The following is a 21,178-nucleotide window of genomic DNA, read 5'->3' on the forward strand; positions in this document are numbered from 1 at the left end:
CCCTCAGAAACGCTCGGGCCGCATCAGCACGGCCAGCAGGTAAACGAGAAGCGCCGCGGCGACGAGGCCGCCGAGCATGAGATCGAAGCCCATGGAAGGACCCTCCGGATACGGAACGATTGGCCAGTATCTATGGGAGGGGTCCGTAAGGTCGCCATGCGAAGTTCCGCGCATTCGCATAAGGAAGCCATAAGAATGCTGACCGGGTGACCTGCGCGCAGGCGGCTCCCTCGGAACGCGGGCCAGACGCGGGCGGACAGGTCTGCGACCATTCAAACACTCGCCTTTGCTGCGTGACGCGGGCTTCCACGGCAGGCCGTGGCGCTTTCGACCACATCGGGGCAATGCCAGCCAGACTTCTTGCGAAGGCCCCGGAAACCGTCGGCTTTCGCAAGAGAGCCGCCGCCGTGCCCGAATGGTCTCGCAACCTGAGGTGATCCTGATAAAATCGACCGTGTTGGTCGCACTTTTCCCGGAGACCTGATGCATGATCACCCAGAAGACGAAGTACGCCCTGAAGTCGCTGATGGTGCTCGCCGACGAGAAGGCCGGGGACGCCGAGGCGCTGCGCATCGAGGAGATCGCGGAACGATCCGGTGCGCCCAAGCGCTTTCTCGAGCACATCCTGCTCGACCTGAAGCGTGCCGAACTGATCGGCAGCCGACGCGGGCGAAAAGGGGGCTATGAACTCATAAAGGACCCGCGACAGATGTCGCTCGCGGAGGTCCTGCGGCTGATCGACGGTCCGCTTGCGCCGTTGCCCTGCCTGTCGCGTCGGGCCTACAGACGCTGCGATGATTGCAAGGACGAGCAGACTTGCCGCGTCAGGGCGGTCTTCGGCGGGTTCTACACGGCCTATGTCCTGATGATCGAATCGCTGACACTTGCCGATCTCATGGAGGATGCGCGTCCGCTGGAGGTCTTTGCCGTGGATGCACCGGCGCCCGGAGAATAGGATTCTAAAATCACGACCAACAAGAGCGTGATTATTCCTTTGCAAAACACGATTAACTCTGTCGTTATTTTGATGTCAGGCGGCGCTGGCGGCGCGACCATGTGCGGGGACCCCTCGCGACAGGTGCACGCCCCCGCCGACCTGGCACCAGAGTTCGACCGGGAACAGCAAAGGACAGGTCATGTATCGCACCATCCAGTTCGGCGGGCATGCGCTCGCCCAAGGCATCTTCCTCCGAAGTCGCGGCAATGGCCGGACCGAGATCGACGTCGGCCACAAGCGCCTGTCCGGCCGTCCGGTCACGGTTTCTGGGCCGCGGACGGGGGGCCGTTTCCATCGCGCGCTCAGCAAGGCTCTGGAAAGCGGCCATCTGCGTGCGGGGCTCGTCGTTGCGGTCGCGGCGCTCGGACTGACCTCGGCCGGCACTGGTCCTGCTGGGGCACAGGAGAGTGTCGAGATCCTCAACGTCTCCTACGATCCGACCCGGGAGTTCTACCGGGAGTACAACGAACTCTTCAACGCATGGTGGATCGCGCAGGGCAATTTGCCGGTCACCATCCAGCAATCGCATGGCGGAGCGGGGGCGCAGGCCCGCGCCGTGATCGACGGGCTCGAGGCAACCGTCGTCACGCTCGCCCTCTCGGCCGACATCGACCAGATCGCGGAGCGCACGGGCAGGATCCCGGCGGACTGGCAGGCGCGATTGCCGCACAACTCCTCGCCCTACACTTCGACGATCGTGTTCCTCGTGCGCGAGGGCAATCCTAAGGGAATCGAGGACTGGGACGATCTCGTCACCGGCGAGGTGCAGGTCGTCACGCCGAATCCGAAGACGAGCGGCGGGGCCCGGTGGAATTTCCTCGCGGCCTGGGCCTTCGCCGAGCGAAGCGGGCTCGACCCGACAGAGTTCGTCACCGCACTCTACCGGAACGTGCCCGTGCTGGACTCCGGCGCCCGCGGCTCCACGACCACATTCACGCAACGGGGGGTCGGCGACGTCCTTCTCGCCTGGGAGAACGAGGCCTTCCTTGCGCTCGCCGAGCTCGGCGAGGACAAGTTCGACATCGTCGTCCCCTCGGTCTCGGTGCTGGCCGAGCCGCCGGTGACGCTTGTCGACGGCAATATCACCTCGGACGCCCAGGGCGCCGCGGCATCGGCCTATCTCGAGCATCTCTACAGCCCCGAGGCACAGGCGCTGGCGCTGAAGCATTATTACCGTGCCTGGGACACCTCGAAAGCAGCACCCGGGGACGTGGCCCGCTTCCCAGACCTCGACCTCGTCACCATCGCCGACTTCGGCGGCTGGCCGAAGGTCCAGCCGGAATACTTCGGCGACGGCGGCGTCTTCGACCAGATCTACCGGGAGTGATCCATGAAGGCGGGCCTTCTCCGCTCGCCCTCACCTCTCCCGGGGTTTGGGCTGAGCTTCGGGATCATGATGACGATGCTCTCCATCGTGGTCCTTCTTCCCATCGCGGCCCTTCTGGGACGCGGTCTGATGATCGGTCCCGGAGCGTTGTGGGACATGGTGAACTCGGATCGGATCTGGGCGGCACTGTCGCTGTCCTTCCGCGCGGCCCTGATCGCATCGTTCTTCAACCTGGTGTTCGGGCTGATGCTGGCCTGGGTGCTGGTGCGCTACCGCTTCTGGGGTCGGCGATTCATCGACGCGGCGGTGGACCTTCCCTTCGCTCTGCCCACCGCGGTGGCAGGGATCGCGCTGACCGCGCTCTATGCACCGAACGGCGTCTTCGGGCAGGCGCTGGCGCCGCTCGGCCTCAGGGTCGCCTATACCGAAATCGGCATCTGGGTGGCGCTGGTGTTCATCGGGCAGCCCTTCGTCGTGCGCACGGTCCAGCCGGTGATCGAGGAGCTCGATCCGGATCTCGAAGAGGTCAGCGCGACGCTCGGCGCCCGCCGCCTCCATACCCTGCGCCGGGTGATCCTTCCCACGCTCACCCCGGCGTTGCTCACCGGCTTCGCGCTCGCACTGGCGCGCTCGGTCGGCGAATACGGCTCGGTCATCTTCATCGCGGGAAACATCCCCGGGGCGACCGAGATCGCGCCGCTGCTGATCGTGATCCGGCTCGAGGAATACAACTGCGACGCCGCTGCGGCGATCGGGATCACCATGCTCGTGATCTCCTTCGCAATGCTGCTCGCCATCAACGCCATCCAGATCTGGAGCAGACGGAGGATCGGACTTGTCTGATTATTTTGACCAGCACTGCACCTGTGCGACCGACCAGCGCCCGCCGCCGGGCGCGGGCCTTGCCCTTGCCTCTCTCGTCGGGCTGGGCGGCGTCATTCTTGCCATCCTCGTCTGGAGCCTGACCGGCGCATGGCTCTGGGCCCTCATTGCCTGGTTCTTCGTCAGCCCCGCATGTCTGCTGGCCAAGCTCTTCTGGGACATCAAGGTCAATGCCCGCCATCTGTCGAAATGCGACAACGCGAGGTGTCTGTTTCGACTCTGGCCATCCTCTCGGAACGGAGCCGTGAATGTCTGACATCGCCCTTTCCCGCCCGGTGCCCGTCACCACCGAGCCGACGTTCGCGCGCATGGCTCTGATCGGTCTGGCGGTCGTCTTCGTTGCGCTCTTTCTCTTCGCGCCGCTTGTGACCGTGTTCGCAGAAGCACTGGCCGAGGGCTGGTGCGGGGTGATCGCCGCGCTGACGCTGCCTGACGCGCGGGCCGCGATCGGCATGACGCTGACCATCGCCGCCATTGCCGTACCTCTCAACGCGGTCTTCGGCATCGCGGCGGCATGGGCCATCGCCAAGTTCGACTTCCGCGGCAAGGCCTTCCTGATCACCCTGATCGACCTGCCGTTCTCGGTCTCTCCCGTGGTGGCTGGCCTCATGTTGGTGCTGCTCTTCGGCGCCAATTCGACCCTTGGCGCCTGGCTGATCGCGAACGACATGCGCATCGTTTTCGCCTTTCCGGGCATCCTCCTGGCCACGCTCTTCGTGACCTTCCCCTTCGTCGCCCGCGAGCTGATCCCGGTCATGATCGAGCAGGGAAAGGCGGAAGAAGAGGCCGCGCTCACGCTCGGGGCGTCGGGATGGCGGACCTTCCTCACGGTCACGCTGCCCAACATCCGCTGGGCGCTGCTCTACGGCGTACTGCTCTGCAATGCGCGAGCCATGGGAGAGTTCGGAGCGGTCGCCGTCATCTCCGGCAAGATCCGGGGCCAGACGGCCACCATGCCCACCATGGTCGAGATGTTCTACAACGAGTATCTGTCGGTCGCGGCTTTCTCTCTGGCCGCCGTGCTGGCGATGCTGGCCCTTTTGACCCTCCTCCTGAAATCCCTGCTCGAATGGCGCCATGCGGATCTGCTGGCGGCCACGCGGCGTCATTGAGAAAGGACACCCTCCGTGAACATCGAGATCGAGGAACTGGCCAAGGAATTCGGCACATCGCGGGCCCTGCACCCGGTGTCGCTCTCCATCCCCTCGGGCGCGCTGATCGCGCTCCTCGGGCCGTCCGGATCGGGCAAGACGACGCTCCTGCGCATCCTCGCGGGGCTCGAGTTCCCGACATCAGGGCGCGTCCTGTTCGGCGGCCAGGACGCGACGGGGCTCAGCGTGCAGGAGCGCAGTGCGGGTTTCGTCTTCCAGTCCTACGCACTCTTCCGGCACATGACCGTGTTCGAGAACGTCGCCTACGGGTTGCGCGCGCGACCACGGAAGGAACGCCCGACCGAGGCCGAGATCGGACGCCGTGTGAACCGCCTCCTCGACCTGATCCAGCTGCCTGACATCGGGGCCCGCTATCCCAACCAGCTCTCGGGCGGCCAGCGGCAGCGCGTGGCGCTGGCCCGCGCCCTGGCCATCGAGCCGCGGATGCTGCTTCTCGACGAACCCTTCGGCGCACTCGACGCCAAGGTGCGCAAGGAACTGCGCCAGGGGCTGCGCGAGATCCACGACCGCACCGGTCTGACGACGGTCTTCGTTACCCACGATTAGGAGGAGGCAATGGGCCTCGCCGATCTCGTCGTGGTCATGTCGATGGGACGCATCGAGCAGGTGGGCAAACCGGCCGAGATCAGATCGCGGCCCGCGACCGAGTTCGTTCGGTCCTTCACGGCGGCCTGAGTGCAGGACCCCCCGATGGGCAAGACCGACCTTGACCGGATCGATCGCAAGATCCTCGCCGAACTGATGAAGGATGCCACCCTGCCGATCGCCCAGCTGGCCGAGCGCGTCGGCCTGTCGCAGACACCCTGCTGGAAGCGCGTGCAGAAGCTTGAGGCGACAGGTATCATCGAACGCCGTGTCGCCATCGTCGATCCGGACAAGATCGGCCTCGGTCTCGCCGTCTTTGTCGAGATCGAGGCACTCGATCATACGCCGGAATGGCGGGATACCTTTCGCGAGGTCATCAAGAGCTTTTCCTGTATCGTGGAGGTGCATCGGATGTCGGGGGATGTCGATTACCTGATCAAGGTCAGGGTCGAGGACATGGGCCAATACGATGCATTCTACCTCGCGCTGACCCAAGCGCTCCCCTGCCGGAACGTGACTTCGAAGTTCTCGATGGAGACCATCTTTCACACCACCGCATGGCCGATCCCGATTCATTGACCCAAAACGCGGACATGCCCGTCCCGCCGCCGATCTCCGTGTGCCCGGTGCGGCTGTCAGGAAAGCAAAATTGCAGCCGGTGCCCAGGGTCACCAAAATCTGCAAGGCAGCGAGAACGGGAGCGTTAATGACGCGATTCAATGATCGACCCGGATACCCAAGCAAGCTTCGCCGGTATCGCCGTCGGTGCCGAGGGTGCGGTGATCTTCTTCGTCGCCTGAATCAGCCCCGGTGCCGAATCCTGCCGTCGGCAAGGACGATGCAATCCATCGGGACGTCCCAGGGCATCGGGAAGATGGTCGTGATCCCGCAGTCGGGCCAGCCGACGCCGATGGTCCGCGGGGACGGCGCAAGCCGGGCCAGCGTGCGGTCGTAGTAGCCGCCGCCGTTGCCGAGCCGGAAGCCTCTTTCGTCGAAGCCGACAAGCGGTGCGATGACCACGTCCGGGTGCAAGGCCGGGCCGTCGCTCGGCACCGGAATGTTCCAGATGCCGCGCTCCATCGCGCAGCCGGGTGCCCAGGCGCGGAACACCAGCGGCGCCGCTTTCTCCAACACGACGGGCAGAAGGATCGTCGCACCGGCAGCATGGGCGCGAGCCATCCACTCGCGCAGGTCCGGTTCGCCGCGGATCGGCCAGTAGGCCGCGATCTTCAGCCCCGGCCGGATCGTCACCTCTCGGCCCAGCGCCTGCGCGAGGACCGGGGTCATGGCAGCGCGGTCCGCGGTGGTGATCCGCCGGCGCGCCTCCATAAGCCGGGCCCGCGCCGCGCGGCGGAAGCGGGCCACGTCGCGGGCGGTGTCGGGATCGACGACGTGCCCGTCGACGATCCGATGCGCGAGGCAGACGTTCGATCCACCCTTGTCCTCGTCCATCAGTGCCTCCCCGACCCTTCGGCACGCGTCTCCGCCGGGAAGAGCGTATCATAGGCCCAGGTGAACACGAAGGCGTAGACGGCGTAGAAGGCGGCGAAGGACAGGTCCATCAGCACCGCCTCGACCAGCGAAATCCCGAGCCACCAGGCGAAGAGCGGCAGCAGCAGCGCAAGCAGCGTCGCCTCGAACAGGATCGCGTGCACGACGCGGGACGATACCGTCTTCGTTGTCCGGCCCGTGAGGCATCGCAGCGCGTGATCGAAGCCGAGGTTGTAGAAGTAGTTCCACAGTGTCGCCACGGTGGCCCCGAACAGCGCAAGGAGTCCGATCTCGTCCAGCGGATGCGCAAAGACCCGGGCGAACAGCGGCGTTGCGATCAGCAGGCCGACGATCTCGAAACTGACGGCCTGGCGGATACGGTCGAAGGTGGTGCGCATGAAGGACTCCGGTCTGTCTCCGGGCCGTCCCGAGCGCTGCCCCGATGATCGGGCGAGGTCGTCCTCGTCCCTCCCGACCTAACGACCGGACGGGCGTGCTTCAAGTCGCATGGCGATAGACGGCAGGCTTGTTTCCGCACAGGGTTCGCCCCGCCATGGCATGCAAGTCCGCTGCCGGGATCGGCGCGGGGACGGGTCGATGTCCGGTGGCGCAGGTGCAGTCCGGGTCGTCCACGGGCGGATCTTGGGCGCATGAAGCCGGAGGGAGCGAACCTCTTCTCGACTTGCGCTGCGTCGCGGAAATCTTCTGCTCGAATGCAGGATCGGGTCGCGGGGGCGCGGGATCGGCGTCGGCCACCGCCGCAAGGAGGGTCTCCACCCTGGGTGCCTCGGGACGGGTACCCTCGCGACACATCTCCCTTGTGGCGCCGTCCAGTTGAGGCTTAATCCTTGCGAAGCTTCAAAGAGTGACCGCCTTGACCATTGCCACGCCTGCCCGGACCTACCTCGTCGTACTGACCGCGCTCGGCGCGACACACCTTCTGAACGACCTGATGCAGTCGCTCATCCCCGCGGCCTATCCGATCCTGAAGGAGGCCTACGGGCTCGACTTCGTGCAGATCGGCCTGATCACGCTGACCTTCCAGATCGCGGGATCGCTGCTGCAACCGGTGATGGGGATGGTGACGGACCGCTACCCGGCGCCCTATTCGCCGGTCGTCGGCATGGCCTTCACCCTGTCCGGGCTGGTCTGCCTGGCCTTCGCGGGAAGCTATGCCGCGATCCTCGTCGCGGTGGCGCTGATCGGCATCGGCTCCTCGATCTTCCACCCCGAGGCGACGCGCATGGCGCGCTATGCCGCGGGCGACCGGCAGGGGCTGGCGCAGGGGATCTTCCAGGTCGGCGGACAGTCGGGCGGCGCGCTCGGTCCCGTCCTCGCCGCGCTGATCATCGTGCCCTGGGGGCAGCCGAGCCTGGCCTGGTTCGCGGTGCTCGCGCTTCTCGCGATGGCGGTGCTGGCCTGGATCGGGCGTCAGCAGCACCGGATCCGGGCCGAGTTCACCGACCGTTCCGCCCGCCGCCGGGCCGAGAGCCCCGTGCCGCAGCAGTCCGCCGCGACCATCGCCCTGGGGCTGACGGTCCTCACCTTCCTCATGTTCACCAAGAACACCTACGGCGAGAGCTTCCGCTCGTTCTACACCTTCTACCTCATCGAGAAGTTCGGCCTGTCGATCCCGGCCTCGCAGATGATGCTGTTCGTCTTCCTGATCGCCGCGGCCGTGGGCGTGTTGATCGGTGGCATCGTCGGCGACGCCATCGGGCGGCGGCGGATCATCTGGATCTCGGTGCTGGGGCCGCTGCCCCTGACGCTGATCCTGCCCTATGCCGACCTGTTCTGGACCGGGGTGCTGACGGTGGGGATCAACCTGATCATGGCCAGCGCCTTCGCCTCGATCCTGATCTACGCCATGGACCTGCTGCCGAACCGCATCGGTCTGATCGGCGGGCTGTTCTACGGCCTGAACTTCGGCCTCGGCGGGATCGCGGCGGCGCTGCTGGGCGTCATGGCGGACAGTTACGGGGTCGAGGCGGTGTACCGGCTCTGCGCCTTCCTGCCGCTGGCGGGGCTGGCCGTCTGGTTCCTGCCGCCGATCGAGGAGCGGCGCGTCAGGTAGGCCCGGCCACCGGCAGGTCCGACGCGCGACTCCGGGCGGGGTGCCCGGCGCCGCCCCCGCGGTCCGCGGGGACCAAGGAAGCGATCCTGCCGGGTGCCCTTGCCTGGGGACGTCAGGCGTGGCCCGGCTGCGGCAGGTAGGCCTCGATCGGTCTTCCGACCCCCGCGGCATAGTCCCGCCCCACCTGCGCCCAATCCACCTCGGCCGCCCGTGACCAGTCGCTGCCGGAACTCCAGCCCTGCGCGTCATTACGGGCGTCGGCCGGCGCATAGACGATGTCCCTCCGGCCCTCCTCGAACCGCGCCAGCGTCTGGTGCCAGTCCTCGTCCGGCCAGATCAGCCGGAGCGAGCGCTCCAGCGGATCGTACTCGGCGGTGAACAGCGTGCCGAACCCCTCGGAATAGCGGTCCTGCCGCAGCGGCGCGCGGGTGAAGTCGGCGTGCAGATCGCGGACGCCGGTGCGCAGCGCGCTGAGGTGCCTGTGCCGTTCGTAGGTCCGGGTGAAGGGGGCGCGATCGGGAAGGGTGCCGCCGCTCTGATGGTTCGTCGCGATGGCGCGGGGCATCCGCCGTGCGCCGCCACCGGGGCTCAGCTCGACGCTGGCGATCGCCCCCGAGGCGTCGGCCAGCACGATGTTGTAGGCCATGTGCGACGGCACCCGGTCCAGCACGCCAAGCGCCTCCTCCACCGTGTCGCAGACCTCGAGCACGTAGCGCAGGATGGTCGTGACGCCGAAGCCCTCGCCCGTTTCCGAGCGCCCGCCATAGGCCAGCGCGACGCTCAGCCCGGCCTCGTTGATCCCGTCCGACACGCCCCAGAGGAATTCGATCATCCCCATGACGGGCCTGCCGGTCCATTCGCTGCGCAGAAGCAGTCCCTCGTTCAGGTCCGGCGAGAGGTCGTAGTTGCGCAGCAGGCGCACGTCCGTCCCATCGGACATCGCGGCCAGGGAGCAGCCGTTCAGATACCGCGGCGGACACCAGGTGGTCAGGAACCGCGCCGCGCGGTCGCCGCCCCCCGCCAGCGCGACAAGCCGGCGATGCACCGGCAGAAGTTCCGGCATGTACCGCGCCAGGGCCGCCTCGCAGGTCTTCCGGTCCGGGCCGGCATCGCCGCCGCGGGCAAGGAACCACGCCTCGTAGGCGGGCCAGGAGCGCATCCAGCGGGCGCGCCACTTTTCGCCGGGCGTACTTTCGCTGACGGCGTCGAAGGTGAGTGTCATCGTCATTTCAGCGTGTCCTTGGAGTCGAAGAAGAAGCGGATCATTTCCGCGCTGGCATCGGGCCCGCGCGGGTCGGTATAAGTGCCGCCGGGCCGGCCGCCCGACCATGCATGACCAAGTCCGTCGATCACCCAGTGTTCCATGTCGGTGCGCCCGTCCGGGCCGATGGAACTCGTCACGGTGTAGGTCCGCCCGTTTTCCGTGCCCTTGCGGGTGGTCTGGAGGCTGGGCGACGGAGCCGACCGCTCGGCGTCCCGGGCGATGATGTCGCCGTTCGACAGGTGCACCGTGGCGTCAGCCGCGCCGTGGAAGACGATGGTGCGGACGCCTTTTTCCGACGGCGTGCCCTGTTGTCCCGGCCCCCGGCCCGCCATGGCGGCAAAGGCCGAGGCGACGTCCTTCGCCGAGCCGTAAGGCAGACCGGAATGGGCGCCGGCCGCGGCGAACACGTCCGGGTAGGTCGCGCCGAGGATCACGGCCATGGCCGCTCCGGCCGACAGGCCCGCCACGAAGGTGCGGTCCGGCGGAATGCCGTACTGCTCCATCGCCGCCCGCGCCATGCCGGCGAGGATCTCCGGCTCGCCCCGGTCGCGGTGCTGGTCGTTCGGGCTGAACCAGTTCCAGCAGGTCTGGGCATTCGACCCGCGCGACTGCTCGGGGTAGAGCACGACGAAGCCGTGACGCTCGGCAAGCGCGTTCATGCCCGTGCCGATGGCGAAATCCTCGGGCGTCTGCGTGCAGCCATGGAGCATCATCACCACGGCAGCAGGGTCGGAGGCGGCGGAGGCGGGCACGTAGGTGCGGAAGGCGCGCGATCCGCTCTTGCCGCGATGGGTGGCGGAGAGGAACCGCGCTCCGTCGGGCACCTCGACGCGGCGCGGATCGGATCGTGGCGGCGTCGCCCCGCCCTGCGGCGCAAGCCCCCGCTGCAACACGTCCATCAGGCCGTGTGTGCCGGGCAGCTGCGACGGGGCCGCAAGTCCGTGCCGGGCGAGGGTGCGCTGCACCAGCGCCTGCGCATCGGCGAGCCTTTCGGCGCGCGCGTCATCGTTGACCGGACGCCGTGCGCCGGTTCTGAAATCGAACATGAATCTGGTCCTTGGGTGAGGGTGTGTCGTTATCGAATGCGGTCGGCGAGCGCCTTCTTCACCTCCGGTGGGGCTTGCAGGGCGCCCAGAACGGTGATCGAGCCGATGGTCTGCACCGCGAGCTCCGGGCTGACGTCCGGGTCGATCCGGGCCAGCCCCACGACCTTGACGTGCAGCACTTCGCCCGCGTCGCGCAGCGCTTCCAGATCGGCCCGCGTGTAGTCGCGCAGGCCAAGCTCCATGGTGTGCCGCTCGACCGACCTGGTCACGACATCGGCGTGGCAGCCAAGCTGGTTGCGGATCGCGGTCCGGATGAAGTCGCTGCGGTTGGAGTAGAAGCCCTCCTGAACCAGCAGGTCGATGCGGCCGAGGTCCACATAGCCCAGGTTGATGGTGATCTTCTCGCTCTCGGGGGTCTTCTCGCGAAGCTGTCTGATGTTGCTCATGGTGTTTCTCCATCCATGTGGATGGTATATGGAATCAAAACCGCTTTGCGCAAGCCCTGAACGTCAGAACTGCGGTCATGCGACTGAATGACGATCGCCTTGTCGCGCAATCGCGGGGGGGGGGGGCGCACGCACCTGAGCACTCGACTCCAAGGACCCTCGATGTCAGGAAGTCGGATCGCGCAGATCCGGCCGCGTCCCCCAGCGACCGCGGCGCACGCCGAAAGAGAGACAGGACCGACCCGGCAGCCTGCGGGGCAGACGCCATCGAAACGGGCCGGATGCGGCGATCACGGAACGGCAGGCGGCCAGCGTCACCGCTGCGATCACGCGCCCAACACCCGGATCTTGCGTAAGCTCACCTTGGTAGACGGTTGCGCGGTGCCTCCGACAGCGCGCCTCAGCCGAAGCGACCGGGCGCGAGCCCCGCGACGATGTCTCCGGGAAGCTCCGACGCGCGCCCGCCAACGAGATCGGCCAGCAGCTGCGAGGCCGCGGCGCAGGTCTGGAAGCCGTAGCCGCCCTGGCCTGCGCACCAGAAGAACCCGGGCGCCCCCGCATCCGGCCCGATCACCAGCGTCCTGTCCGGCGCGAAGGTGCGCAGGCCGGCCCATGTCGTCTCGACCCTCACCACGGGCTCCGTCACCATCTCGGAGTAGCGGTCCAGCCCCTCGGCGATCACCATGTCGTCGGTGAAGGCGTCGTGGGGGTCCATCGGATCCTCCTCCGAGGGCGAGACGATCCAGCCGCCCGCGTCGGGCTTCGCGTACCACCGCCCCTCGACACCGTCGACGAAGGGCCAGTGCTTCGTGTCGTGGCCCCCCGGCGCGGGCAGCCGCGCCATCGACCTCCGGTAGGGCTGAAGCCCGAGCGGCGCCGCCCCGGCCATCCGCGCCACGCCGTCCGCCCAGGCCCCGGCCGCGTTCACCAGCAGATCGCCGGTGGCCTCGCCGCCGGGCCAGCGGACCACCCAACCGCCGCCCTCGCGCGAGATCGAGGAGACCCGCGCGCCGGTCACGAAGGTCGCGCCGTTCGCCCGCGCCTGCCGCGCGAAGCCCTGGATCAGCAGGTCGGTGTCGATGTCGTCCACGTCGGCGCGATAGCCGACATGGGCCACCGTGGCGGGGTTCAGGATCGGGAACATGCCCTGCGCCTCGTCCACGGCCAGCCGCTCCATCCCGAAGCCGATCCGTTCCTCCTCGAAGCTCGGCTCCTGATCGGCGCGGGCCAGCATCATCAGCCCGCGGGGCTTCGTCACGCCCTCCTGCGCCGCGAGGTAGCCGCGGCTGGCCCGGTTCAGCGCCTTGACCGAGTCGTTGCCGTAATCCTCGATGAACAGCGCCGCCGAACGGCCCGAGGCGTGGTAAGCCAGCGCGCTCTCCGCCTCCAGCACCGTCACGGGCCCGAGGGCGGAAAGCCGTGCCGCGGCCGAGACTCCGGCGATGCCGCCGCCGATGACGAGGATCATGCCTCCTCCAGCCGGTCTGTGGCCGGGGCGGGGGCGGGCGACAGCGCGCTCACCCGGGCGTAAAGGTCGTCGTCCATCTCGAAGCCGAGCGCGTCGAGCGAGGGTTGCAGCTGCTCCGCCGTCCGTCCGCTGATGATCGGCGCGGTGACGCCCGGATGGCGCGCGGCCCAGGTCACCGCCAGCACGACGGGCGAGACGCCGACCTCCTTCGCCAGCTCCGACAGCGCGGCGGCGGTGTCGTACATCCACCGCTGACCGTAACGCTTGCCGTACATCCGGTTGCTCTCCAGCCGCCCGCCGCCGCCCGAGGCGTATTTCCCGGTCAGCAAGCCGCCCCCGAGCGGCGAATAGGGCACCACGGCGAAGCCCTCGGCCCGCGCCATCGGCAGGATCTCGACCTCGACCTGGCGCTTGACGAGGTTGTACATCGGCTGGATCACCGCAACGCGTGTGCCGAGCTTCCGCGCCACCGCATCGGCCTTCATCACCTGCCAGGCGGCATAGTTCGACACGCCGATGTGGTCGAACTTCCCGGCCTGCTGTGCCTCTGCCAGTGCCTCGAAGGTCTCTTCCAGCGGCGTCTCGTCATGGAAGCGGTGGAGATAGTAGACCTCGACCTTCTCCGTCCGCAGGCGTTCCAGCGACTCGGCGATGCTGCGTTCGATGACCGCGCGGGTGCCCCCCTTTGCGAAATCGTGCTTCGTCGCGATCACCAGCTTCCCGCGCTCGCCCTCGGCGAATTCGCCGAGGAACTGCTCGGACTTGCCCCCGGTGTAGCTGTAGGCCGTGTCGAAGAAGTTGATGCCCGCCGCGCGGCAGGCGTCATACATGGCACGGGAATCGGCGTGGGACGCGCCTTCCCCGAACTGCATGGTGCCGAAGGCGAAACGGGAGGCGGGGCTGCCGTCGGGGGCGGTGATCTGGTGTGTCATGGCGCAGAGACTGTCACAGCCCCCGCGCCCTGAAAAGCCCCGCCCCGCCCGCGGGCGACGTCGTCAGGCCCGCCGCTGCTCGGGCGTCCGGCGCAGCTGGGTGACGCTGCCCGCGCTCTCCTCGTCCGCGACGCGCAACTCGGTCCGGACCTTCGGCAGGGCGCCCGGATGCTCGGACTGGAGCCATTCCAGAACCGCCTCGCGCACCTCGCAGCGCAGCTCCCACGCGGTGGGCGAGTTCTTCGCGCTCATCAGGCCGCGCACCTCGACCGTATCGCGCGAGGTCTCGATCACCTGCAGGTTCACCACCTTGCCATCCCAGCGGCGGGAAGCGCGCACCGTCTCCTCCAGCTTCTCGCGGATCGCCTTGATCGGGGCGGTGTAGTCCAGGTGGAACGTGACCGAGCCGATGATGGTGCCCGAATCCCGCGTCCAGTTCTGGAACGGCTGCTCGATGAAGAAGGACAGCGGCACGACGAGCCGCCGAAGGTCCCAGATGCGGATGACGACGTAGGTCGCCGCGATCTCCTCGACCCAGCCCCATTCGTTCTCGACGATCACCACATCGTCGATGCGGATCGGCTGGGTGATCGCGATCTGGATGCCCGCGATCAGGTTCGCCAGCACCGGGCGCGCCGCGAACCCGAGGATCAGGCCCGCCGCCCCGGCCGAGGCGAAGAGCGAGACGCCGAACTGCCTCACCGGCTCGAAGGTCCAGAGCACCAGACCGGCGGTCAGCAGCCCGACCAGGATCCGGCCGATCCGCTGCAGCATGCGGATCTGCGTGGCCTGCGCCCGGGCGGCCACGTTGTCGTCCTCGTCGTCGAGCCTCAGCTTCGCGGCAAAGCGGTCGGCGGCGGTGTCGATGCCGACGATCACCACCCAGCCCGCGATCACCAGCAGGATCGCGGCCGATCCTTGCGACAGCCAGGCCCGCCAGTTGAAGTCCAGCCCGGCGGTGTTGACCAGCACGTTGAACACGCCGACCAGCAGGAACAGCCGCGACGGGCGGCGCAGGCGGCGCACCACCGACACCCACAGCCCGGAATGGCCGCGCAGCGCCCGGGTGACGCCGCGCCAGATCAGTCCGTGCAGGGACACGGCCAGCATGACGCCGAGGGTGATGATCACCCAGGGCCAGAGCACCTCGGGCACATAGCCCGAGAGCCAGCCGACGGTGGTCTCGACGTGCTTTTCCACGGCATCCACCGTGTCTTCGACGGAATAGATCGAGTCCATGGGGTCTTCCCCTCTTTTTGCTGCCGTGCAGCAAAACTAGGGAATGCGGCCGGAGATGGAACCCCCTGCTCCCGGATCGGCCGACGGGTTCCGGCCCTCTGCCGCAGCCTTGTGCAGCTTTCCGCCCGATGGCGGACGATCCGGCAGGGCAGGGGCCGCCTGCCCCGGTGCGCGGACGCAAGCTTCGCCGGGGCGTCACACGTCGAAAACCACCCGGAACCCCATGTGCGGGGTCGCGCTGTCCGGCGAGTTGCCGGAGCGGGCGGCGATCCGGTAGCGCCAGCAATAGCTGCGGTGGCACAGGAACGAGCCGCCCTTGGCGACGCGGTATCCCGCCATCGCCCGCAGCCGCGCCTTCACCGCGGTCTTCAGCGACCGGATCCGGTAGGCGTCCGCCGTCCATTCCCAGACGTTGCCCACGCAGTTGAACAGGCCGTACCCGTTCGGCGCGAAGGACAGGGCCGGGGCCGTGGCGCGATAGCCGTCGGCGGCCGTGTTGACCTGCGGAAACCGTCCCTGCCAGATGTTGCAGGGCAGGGTGGCGGTGTCGTCGGGCTCTGCCGTGCCCCAGGGATAGGGCACGTCGCCGAGGCCGCCGCGCGCGGCATGCTCCCACTCGGTCTCGCCGGGAAGGCGCCCGCCCGCCCAGGCGGCGAAGGCGGCCGCGTCGTTCCAGGACACCTGCACCACGGGATGGTCGGGATGCCACGCCGTTTCGGCGGTGCCGGGGCCGTTGATGTCGCGCCAGGTCGCGCCGTCGATCCGGCGCCACCACTCGATCCCGGCGACGCCCTGCGAGACGGGAATGTGCTCGGGCACGTCCGACCAGAAGACGAAGGACCAGCCGAAGCGTTCTGCCTCGGTGACGTATCCGGACTCCGCGACGAAGGCCGCGAAGTCGGCGTTGGTGATCGCGCCCGGTGTGATCCGGAAGGCGCGCAGCGCAGCGGCACGGCGCAGCCCCTCGCCATCGTCGGCGATCCGCGGAACCGCGGTGCCGAGGACCGGGCGCGCGGCTGCCGGAATTGCGACGGTGGCAAGCTCCGCGCGACCCCGTTGGGGCAGGGGGGGCGGAGCGCCCCCGCCGTTCCGCGCGGGCGCGCAGCAGCCAGTCCGATCCGTCTCGTCCATCGCACCTTTCCGATCCGGCCACTGCACCCTCGGCCCGGTGACGCACTCCGGGGTTCCGGCGACACTCTCGATAGGCAAGACGCGCCCCTTCGGCAACGCCGCGCTCTGCCTCGGGGCCGCAGACCTCCTGCCCGGCAACGGTCGCGCGGCGCTGCAAAACGATCGAAACGGGTTGACGAAACCGGTTTCGTAAGCGCAATATCACGCCGATGAAGCCGAACCGCCCGATATCCGCGGCCACGCGCCGACCGACGATCCAGGACCTGGCCAGGTCGCTGGGCCTGTCCAAGGGCACCGTGTCGCGGGCGCTGAACGGCTATACCGACATCAGCCCGGCCACCCGTCAGCGCATTTCCGAAGCCGCCGAAGCCCTGGGCTATGCGCCGCTCTCCCACGCCCAGGCGATCCGCACCGGGCAGGTGAAGGCGCTGGGCCTCGTCCTCCAGATGGAGCAGCACGATTCGCAGCGGCCCTTCCTTGCCGAGTTCCTGCGCGGCATCACCCAGGCCGCCTCGGCCCGCAGCTGGACGCTGACCATGGCCACGGCGGAAAGCGAGGAGGAGGGGCTCGACACCTACCGCCGCCTGATCCGCGAGCGGAAGGCCGACGGCTTCATCCTGCCCCGCAGCCAGTGGCACGACCCGCGCGTGGCGCTGCTGCGCGACGAAGGCTGCCCGTTCGTGCTGTTCGGCCGCACCGGCGATGCCGAGGGCTGCGCCTGGTTCGACATCCGCGGCGGCGCGGCGATGGAGGACGCGGTGGCGCGCCTCCACGGCTTCGGCCACCGCCGCATCGGCTTCGTCGGCGCCGACGATGCCTTCACCTATGCCAGGAAGCGGCGCGACGGCTATCTCGCCGGTCTCGCCGACGTGGGCCTGTCGGAAGACCCCGCCCTGATCCACCGCGGCGGCATGACGGCAGAGGATGGCGCGGCGGCGGCCGGCCGGATGCTGGAGCTGTCCAGGCCCCCCACCGCGCTGATCTGCGCGACCGACCTGCTGGCCATCGGCGCGATCCGCGCCGCCCGCGCCCGCGGCCTTTCCATCGGCCGCGATCTCTCGGTCATCGGCTACGACGGCACCCGCGAGGGCCAGCTGCTCGACCCGCCGCTGACCAGCTACGCCGTGGACCAGACCGCCGCGGGGGCGCGGCTGGCCGAACTCCTGATCGCGCGCATCGGCGGCGCCGATCCCGAAACCCTGCGCGAGACGGCGGATGCCGTCCTGCGCCCGGGCGGCACCGACGGTCCGCCCGCCTGACACCGGAAAAACCAAGGGAGGCTCACATGAGACATTCGAAACTGATCCGCATGGCACTGGCCGGAACGGCCCTCACCGTCCTCGCGGCCCCGGCCATGGCCGACATCCGCTTCTGGACCACCGAGGAACAGCCCGAGCGGCTGGAGCGCCAGCAGCAGCTTGCCGCCGATTTCAAGGACAAGACCGGCATCGCGGTGGAGGTCATCCCGGTCACGGAAAGCGATCTCGGCACCCGCGCCACCGCCGCCTTCGCCGCGGGCGACCTGCCGGACGTGATCTACCACACGCTCCAGTACGCCCTGCCCTGGGTCGAGGCCGGCATCCTCGACGCCGACGCCGCCACGGAAGTGATCGAGAACCTCGGCCCCGACACCTTCGCCCAGGGCGCCCTCTCCTTCGCCAAGACCGACGAGGGCTGGGCCGCGGTCCCGGTGGACGGCTGGACGCAGATGATCGTCTACCGCAAGGACCTGTTCGACGAGAAGGGGCTGGAGCCGCCCAACTCCTACGCCAACGTCACCGCCGCGGTCGAAGCGCTGCACAACCCGCCCGAGATGTTCGGCTTCGTCGCCGCCACAAAGGTCGACGAGAACTTCATGTCCCAGGTGCTGGAGCACGTTTTCCTCGCCAACGGCGCCAGCCCGGTCGGCCCCGACGGCTTCACCGGCTTCGACGAGAAGAAGACGACCGAAGTCCTCGAATTCTACAAGACCATCGCCGAGGCCTCGCCCCCGGGCGAGCTCTACTGGGACCAGTCGCGCACGCTCTATTTCTCGGGCAACGCGGCGATGATCATCTGGTCGCCCTTCATCCTCGATGAACTCGCGGGCCTGCGCGACAGCTCGCCGCCCACGATCAACGACGATCCCACCTCGCCCGAGCTTGCCTCGAAGACCGGCGTCGTCACCAGCTTCTCGGGGCCCTCGAACCCCGACGGCGCTGCCTGGGCCGACATCCGGTACTTCGGCATCACCGCCGACGCCGACATCGACGAGGCGCAGCAGTTCGTCGAATACTCGCTGAGCGACGGCTACACCCAGACCCTCGCCATCGCCCCCGAGGGCAAGTTCCCGGTCCGCCGCGGCACCGCCGACAACCCCGAGGAATATGTCGAGGCCTGGTCGAAGCTGCCGGTCGGCGTCGACCGCAAGGCGGCGCTCTCCGACCTCTACGACCCGGCGATGATCGACGAGATCGTCGGCGGTCTCGACACGGCGCAACGCTGGGGGATCAAGGACGGCCAGCTCGCGCTCGCCTCCAAGATCGTCAACAGCCAGGTCATCAACCGCACCGTCCGCGCTTACCTCGACGGCGAGATCGACGCCGCCGCGGCCGTCAAGCGGATGAACGACGAACTGGCCGCCATCGAGTGAGCGGGGCAGGGCGCGGGGTTCGTCCCCGCGCCCGGGAAGACCGAAGGGAGGAGGCACCATGACACACGCCGTGCCGCCAAGGGGCCGCGGCCCGCTGGCCGCCCGCGAGGCGCGCCTCGCCTGGGGGCTCCTGCTGCCCACCATCGCCATCGTCTCGGCGGTGGTGATCCTGCCGCTGATCGCGATCTTCTGGATCTCGTTCAAGCCCATCGGCCTCGCCGACCTGCGCCCGCCCGCCCCCGTGGTGCGCGAGAACCTGCGCGGCGACGGCGAGGACCTGCGCCTGCAATACCGCCTGCGCAATTCCTCCCAGGACATCGCCATCACCGGCGTCACCCTCTCCGACACCCTCCCCGAGGGCCTGACCCTGCGCGACGCCGACGACCGCTGTACCGTCGACGGCGCCGACATCTTCTGCGACCTCGGCGACCTCGACGCCGGCGGGCGCGACGAGATCGAGCTGTTCGTCACCGCCGAGGGCGATACCGGCCCGCTCGGCGACCTGGCCGAGTCGAGCCCGCCGCGCCTGACCGGCGACGCCCCGAACATCCTGACGAACCTCGACTTCACACTGGAAAACTTCACCCGCATCTTCGACGGCTCCGAGTTCTGGGGCGTCCTCGGCGTGACCCTGTTCTACACCGTCTTCGGCACCCTCGGCGCGCTGCTCGTCGGCCTCTTCGCCGCGCTCCTGCTGGATCGGTCGTTCCGCGGCCAGGGCATCCTGCGCGGACTCTACCTGTTTCCCTACGTCGCCCCGGTGATCGCCGTCGCCTTCACCTGGATCATCCTGTTCGATCCCTTCTCGGGCTCGGCCAACGCGCTGCTCCTCCAGATGGGCGTCACCCGGAACGCCATCAACTTCTTCGGCGACCGCCCCCTCGCCCTCGTCATGGTCACGGTGTTCGAGATCTGGCGCTACTTCCCGCTGTCCTTCCTGTTCATTCTCGCCCGGATGCAGTCGATCCCCGAGGACATGTACGAGGCCGCCGACATGGACGGCGCCAGCCCGTTCCAGAAGTTCTGGTACCTCTCGCTGCCGCAGCTTCTGGGCATCCTGTCGGTGCTGTTCCTGCTGCGCTTCATCTGGACCTTCAACAAGTTCGACGACATCTTCCTGCTGACCGGCGGCAACGCGGGCACCCGCACGCTGACCGTCAACGTCTACGAACAGGCCTTCGCCGTCTCCAACATCGGCGCGGGGGCCGCCGTGGCGGTGGTGATCTTCGCCTGCCTGCTGCTGTTTTCGGTCTTCTTCTTCAAGGTCATCAGCCGGGAGGAAGGCCTGTGAAACGCCTCTACCACGGCCACATCACCGCCGCGCTGATCGGCGCCCTCTGGACCCTGACCGCCGCCGTCACCGTGGCCGTCGCCATGTCCTTCGTCACCGGCGACGCCTTCCGTCCCGCAGGGCTCGTCTCGCTGGTCCTCGGCGCGCTTGCCGGGATCGCGGCGCTTTACGGCCGCCTGCCGCTGGCCGCGGCGTCGCTCGTCGTGGCGGCGCTCGGGCCGGTGGGCATCGGACCCGTGCTCTCCCAGGGCGCGGGAACCGTCGCCCAGGCCGTCGCCGTCCTCGCCCTCGCCGCCGCCATCGCGCTCGGCCTCGGCGGAATGCTGAGGGGCCTTGGCACCGGCGCCCTCACCCGGCACGAGTTCGAGGATGCGGTGATCCGCTTCCTCACCGGCTTCGGCTACGTCTTCTTCACGGCCATCGTCTTCATCCCCTTCTACGTGATGGTGATGACCAGCCTGAAGAACCAGCAGCAGCTGGTGCAGAACCCGCTCGACTTCAGCCTCGACCTCTCCCAGGGCTGGCACCTGTTCGACAGCTATGTCGAGCTTCTGACCCGCTTCAACTTCGGCTCCTACCTCTGGACCAGCTTCTACATATCGGTCCTGACGGTCCTTCTGACCCTCGCCTTCTCCATCCCCGGCGCCTATGCCGTGGCGCGGCTGAGGTTCCGGGGTGCGGCGGTGTTCTCGCGCTCGATCCTGCTGATCTACATGGTGCCGATGATCGTCCTCGCCCTGCCGATCTACATCGGCTACTCGATGCTGGGCCTTCGGAACTCGATCCTCGGGATCGTGCTGATCTACCCGGTCACCACCATCCCCGTCGCGCTCTACATGCTCCAGGGCTACTTCCGCGGCCTTCCGGCGGAGGTGGAGGAGGCGGGGCTGATGGACGGCCTCTCGCGCCTGCAGGTGATCTGGAAGATCACGCTGCCGCTGTCGCTTCCGGCCCTCGCCTCGGTTTCGCTCTACGTCTTCATGATCGCCTGGAACGAGTTCCTGCTGGCCTTCATGCTGCTCGACGATCCGTCGAAATTCACCCTCACCCGGGGCATCGCCTCGCTCAACTCGTCCGAGATCCCGCGCCAGCACCTGATGGCGGGCGCGGTCATCGCGACGGTGCCGATCATGGTGCTGTTCCTCGGACTCGAACGCTTCATGACCCGCGGCCTCACCGCCGGGTCCGTCAAGGGATGACC

21 protein-coding genes and 1 pseudogene are annotated in these 21,178 nt (G+C 68.2%); 12 read left to right on the top strand and 10 right to left on the bottom strand.

The window, feature by feature from the left end; all coding sequences use genetic code 11:
• Positions 1–3: 3 nt before the first annotated feature.
• Entirely contained in the window at positions 4–93 is a 90-nt protein-coding gene (gene kdpF, locus A7B20_RS04925) for a K(+)-transporting ATPase subunit F (RefSeq protein ID WP_102107441.1), read from the bottom strand.
• 394 nt (positions 94–487) lie between these two features.
• On the opposite strand from kdpF, the gene A7B20_RS04930 reads away from it, so the two are divergent.
• The 7 genes and pseudogenes from A7B20_RS04930 (at position 488) to A7B20_RS04960 (ending at position 5,542) form a co-directional block, all read left to right on the top strand.
• Complete coding sequence (locus tag A7B20_RS04930) at positions 488–955, top strand: RrF2 family transcriptional regulator (protein WP_102107442.1); 468 nt, start codon at positions 488–490, stop codon at positions 953–955.
• Between the two features lie 181 nt (positions 956–1,136).
• Positions 1,137–2,324, top strand: coding sequence for a sulfate ABC transporter substrate-binding protein (locus A7B20_RS04935; RefSeq protein ID WP_245866563.1), 1,188 nt, complete (start codon positions 1,137–1,139; stop codon positions 2,322–2,324).
• Between the two features lie 3 nt (positions 2,325–2,327).
• Entirely contained in the window at positions 2,328–3,167 is an 840-nt protein-coding gene (gene cysT / locus A7B20_RS04940; RefSeq protein ID WP_102107443.1) for a sulfate ABC transporter permease subunit CysT, read from the top strand.
• Positions 3,160–3,462 carry a hypothetical protein gene (locus A7B20_RS04945; RefSeq protein WP_102107444.1) on the top strand — a complete coding sequence of 101 codons (303 nt, stop codon included), beginning with the start codon at positions 3,160–3,162 and terminating at the stop codon, positions 3,460–3,462. Before cysT ends, A7B20_RS04945 begins: the two co-directional genes overlap by 8 nt.
• Positions 3,455–4,318 (top strand): sulfate ABC transporter permease subunit CysW, encoded by an 864-nt coding sequence (cysW, locus tag A7B20_RS04950; protein WP_102107445.1) that lies wholly within the window; start codon positions 3,455–3,457, stop codon positions 4,316–4,318. Before A7B20_RS04945 ends, cysW begins: the two co-directional genes overlap by 8 nt.
• Positions 4,319–4,333: 15 nt before the next feature.
• Positions 4,334–5,053: pseudogene (locus A7B20_RS04955) on the top strand (sulfate/molybdate ABC transporter ATP-binding protein).
• Between the two features lie 15 nt (positions 5,054–5,068).
• A complete protein-coding gene (locus A7B20_RS04960) occupies positions 5,069–5,542 on the top strand; it encodes an Lrp/AsnC family transcriptional regulator (RefSeq protein ID WP_102107446.1) in 474 nt (157 codons plus the stop codon).
• Positions 5,543–5,764: 222 nt separating this feature from the next.
• On the opposite strand, the gene A7B20_RS04965 is transcribed toward A7B20_RS04960, so the two are convergent.
• Both A7B20_RS04965 and A7B20_RS04970 read right to left on the bottom strand, forming a co-directional pair.
• On the bottom strand, positions 5,765–6,415 hold the full coding sequence (locus A7B20_RS04965) for a 5-formyltetrahydrofolate cyclo-ligase (protein ID WP_102107447.1): 651 nt from the start codon (positions 6,413–6,415) through the stop codon (positions 5,765–5,767).
• Complete coding sequence (locus tag A7B20_RS04970) at positions 6,415–6,852, bottom strand: PACE efflux transporter (RefSeq protein WP_102107448.1); 438 nt, start codon at positions 6,850–6,852, stop codon at positions 6,415–6,417. The genes A7B20_RS04965 and A7B20_RS04970 overlap by 1 nt, the downstream gene beginning before the upstream one ends.
• A 476-nt stretch (positions 6,853–7,328) precedes the next feature.
• Between A7B20_RS04970 and A7B20_RS04975 the strand changes: the two genes are divergently transcribed.
• A complete protein-coding gene (locus A7B20_RS04975; RefSeq protein WP_102107449.1) occupies positions 7,329–8,528 on the top strand; it encodes an MFS transporter in 1,200 nt (399 codons plus the stop codon).
• 112 nt (positions 8,529–8,640) lie between these two features.
• Here A7B20_RS04975 and A7B20_RS04980 read toward each other — a convergent pair whose 3' ends face one another.
• The 7 genes from A7B20_RS04980 to A7B20_RS05010 all read right to left on the bottom strand — a co-directional run bounded on the left by A7B20_RS04980 (position 8,641) and on the right by A7B20_RS05010 (position 16,054).
• Positions 8,641–9,756, bottom strand: a complete 1,116-nt coding sequence (locus tag A7B20_RS04980; protein WP_102107450.1) for a C45 family autoproteolytic acyltransferase/hydrolase — start codon at positions 9,754–9,756, stop codon at positions 8,641–8,643.
• The gene (locus tag A7B20_RS04985) at positions 9,753–10,838 is read right to left on the bottom strand and encodes an extracellular catalytic domain type 1 short-chain-length polyhydroxyalkanoate depolymerase (RefSeq protein ID WP_102107451.1); all 1,086 of its coding nucleotides are present in this window, start codon (positions 10,836–10,838) and stop codon (positions 9,753–9,755) included. The genes A7B20_RS04980 and A7B20_RS04985 overlap by 4 nt, the downstream gene beginning before the upstream one ends.
• A gap of 29 nt (positions 10,839–10,867) precedes the next feature.
• Positions 10,868–11,284 (bottom strand): CopG family transcriptional regulator, encoded by a 417-nt coding sequence (locus tag A7B20_RS04990; RefSeq protein ID WP_102107452.1) that lies wholly within the window; start codon positions 11,282–11,284, stop codon positions 10,868–10,870.
• 400 nt (positions 11,285–11,684) lie between these two features.
• Positions 11,685–12,752 (bottom strand): NAD(P)/FAD-dependent oxidoreductase, encoded by a 1,068-nt coding sequence (locus A7B20_RS04995; protein WP_102107453.1) that lies wholly within the window; start codon positions 12,750–12,752, stop codon positions 11,685–11,687.
• Positions 12,749–13,684 (bottom strand): aldo/keto reductase, encoded by a 936-nt coding sequence (locus A7B20_RS05000; protein WP_102107454.1) that lies wholly within the window; start codon positions 13,682–13,684, stop codon positions 12,749–12,751. The genes A7B20_RS04995 and A7B20_RS05000 overlap by 4 nt, the downstream gene beginning before the upstream one ends.
• Positions 13,685–13,747: 63 nt before the next feature.
• The gene (locus A7B20_RS05005; protein ID WP_102107455.1) at positions 13,748–14,923 is read right to left on the bottom strand and encodes a mechanosensitive ion channel family protein; all 1,176 of its coding nucleotides are present in this window, start codon (positions 14,921–14,923) and stop codon (positions 13,748–13,750) included.
• 195 nt (positions 14,924–15,118) lie between these two features.
• Entirely contained in the window at positions 15,119–16,054 is a 936-nt protein-coding gene (locus tag A7B20_RS05010) for an SUMF1/EgtB/PvdO family nonheme iron enzyme (RefSeq protein ID WP_102107456.1), read from the bottom strand.
• A gap of 209 nt (positions 16,055–16,263) precedes the next feature.
• On the opposite strand from A7B20_RS05010, the gene A7B20_RS05015 reads away from it, so the two are divergent.
• Genes A7B20_RS05015 through A7B20_RS05030 form a run of 4 tightly spaced genes read left to right on the top strand, consistent with a single transcriptional unit; the run spans position 16,264 to position 21,176 of the window.
• Positions 16,264–17,313 carry a LacI family DNA-binding transcriptional regulator gene (locus A7B20_RS05015; RefSeq protein ID WP_102107457.1) on the top strand — a complete coding sequence of 350 codons (1,050 nt, stop codon included), beginning with the start codon at positions 16,264–16,266 and terminating at the stop codon, positions 17,311–17,313.
• Positions 17,314–17,339: 26 nt separating this feature from the next.
• Positions 17,340–18,686, top strand: coding sequence for an ABC transporter substrate-binding protein (locus A7B20_RS05020; protein WP_102107458.1), 1,347 nt, complete (start codon positions 17,340–17,342; stop codon positions 18,684–18,686).
• Positions 18,687–18,744: 58 nt separating this feature from the next.
• Positions 18,745–19,977, top strand: a complete 1,233-nt coding sequence (locus A7B20_RS05025) for a sugar ABC transporter permease (RefSeq protein WP_102107459.1) — start codon at positions 18,745–18,747, stop codon at positions 19,975–19,977.
• Positions 19,974–21,176 (top strand): carbohydrate ABC transporter permease, encoded by a 1,203-nt coding sequence (locus A7B20_RS05030; RefSeq protein ID WP_102107460.1) that lies wholly within the window; start codon positions 19,974–19,976, stop codon positions 21,174–21,176. The genes A7B20_RS05025 and A7B20_RS05030 overlap by 4 nt, the downstream gene beginning before the upstream one ends.
• Positions 21,177–21,178 lie beyond the last annotated feature (2 nt).

It is taken from the genome of Oceaniglobus roseus, from assembly GCF_002869745.1.
Lineage (GTDB): Bacteria > Pseudomonadota > Alphaproteobacteria > Rhodobacterales > Rhodobacteraceae > Oceaniglobus > Oceaniglobus roseus.

Excerpts from the sequence above, each read along its gene's own strand:
- kdpF (WP_102107441.1), bottom strand. The coding sequence starts at position 93 with ATGGGCTTCGATCTCATGCTCGGCGGCCTCGTCGCCGCGGCGCTTCTC.
- A7B20_RS04930 (WP_102107442.1), top strand. The coding sequence starts at position 488 with ATGATCACCCAGAAGACGAAGTACGCCCTGAAGTCGCTGATGGTGCTC.
- A7B20_RS04935 (WP_245866563.1), top strand. The coding sequence starts at position 1,137 with ATGTATCGCACCATCCAGTTCGGCGGGCATGCGCTCGCCCAAGGCATC.
- cysT (WP_102107443.1), top strand. The coding sequence starts at position 2,328 with ATGAAGGCGGGCCTTCTCCGCTCGCCCTCACCTCTCCCGGGGTTTGGG.
- cysW (WP_102107445.1), top strand. The coding sequence starts at position 3,455 with ATGTCTGACATCGCCCTTTCCCGCCCGGTGCCCGTCACCACCGAGCCG.
- A7B20_RS04960 (WP_102107446.1), top strand. The coding sequence starts at position 5,069 with ATGGGCAAGACCGACCTTGACCGGATCGATCGCAAGATCCTCGCCGAA.
- A7B20_RS04965 (WP_102107447.1), bottom strand. The coding sequence starts at position 6,415 with ATGGACGAGGACAAGGGTGGATCGAACGTCTGCCTCGCGCATCGGATC.
- A7B20_RS04970 (WP_102107448.1), bottom strand. The coding sequence starts at position 6,852 with ATGCGCACCACCTTCGACCGTATCCGCCAGGCCGTCAGTTTCGAGATC.
- A7B20_RS04980 (WP_102107450.1), bottom strand. The coding sequence starts at position 9,756 with ATGACGATGACACTCACCTTCGACGCCGTCAGCGAAAGTACGCCCGGC.
- A7B20_RS04985 (WP_102107451.1), bottom strand. The coding sequence starts at position 10,838 with ATGTTCGATTTCAGAACCGGCGCACGGCGTCCGGTCAACGATGACGCG.
- A7B20_RS04990 (WP_102107452.1), bottom strand. The coding sequence starts at position 11,284 with ATGAGCAACATCAGACAGCTTCGCGAGAAGACCCCCGAGAGCGAGAAG.
- A7B20_RS04995 (WP_102107453.1), bottom strand. The coding sequence starts at position 12,752 with ATGATCCTCGTCATCGGCGGCGGCATCGCCGGAGTCTCGGCCGCGGCA.
- A7B20_RS05000 (WP_102107454.1), bottom strand. The coding sequence starts at position 13,684 with ATGACACACCAGATCACCGCCCCCGACGGCAGCCCCGCCTCCCGTTTC.
- A7B20_RS05005 (WP_102107455.1), bottom strand. The coding sequence starts at position 14,923 with ATGGACTCGATCTATTCCGTCGAAGACACGGTGGATGCCGTGGAAAAG.
- A7B20_RS05010 (WP_102107456.1), bottom strand. The coding sequence starts at position 16,054 with ATGGACGAGACGGATCGGACTGGCTGCTGCGCGCCCGCGCGGAACGGC.
- A7B20_RS05015 (WP_102107457.1), top strand. The coding sequence starts at position 16,264 with ATGAAGCCGAACCGCCCGATATCCGCGGCCACGCGCCGACCGACGATC.
- A7B20_RS05020 (WP_102107458.1), top strand. The coding sequence starts at position 17,340 with ATGAGACATTCGAAACTGATCCGCATGGCACTGGCCGGAACGGCCCTC.
- A7B20_RS05025 (WP_102107459.1), top strand. The coding sequence starts at position 18,745 with ATGACACACGCCGTGCCGCCAAGGGGCCGCGGCCCGCTGGCCGCCCGC.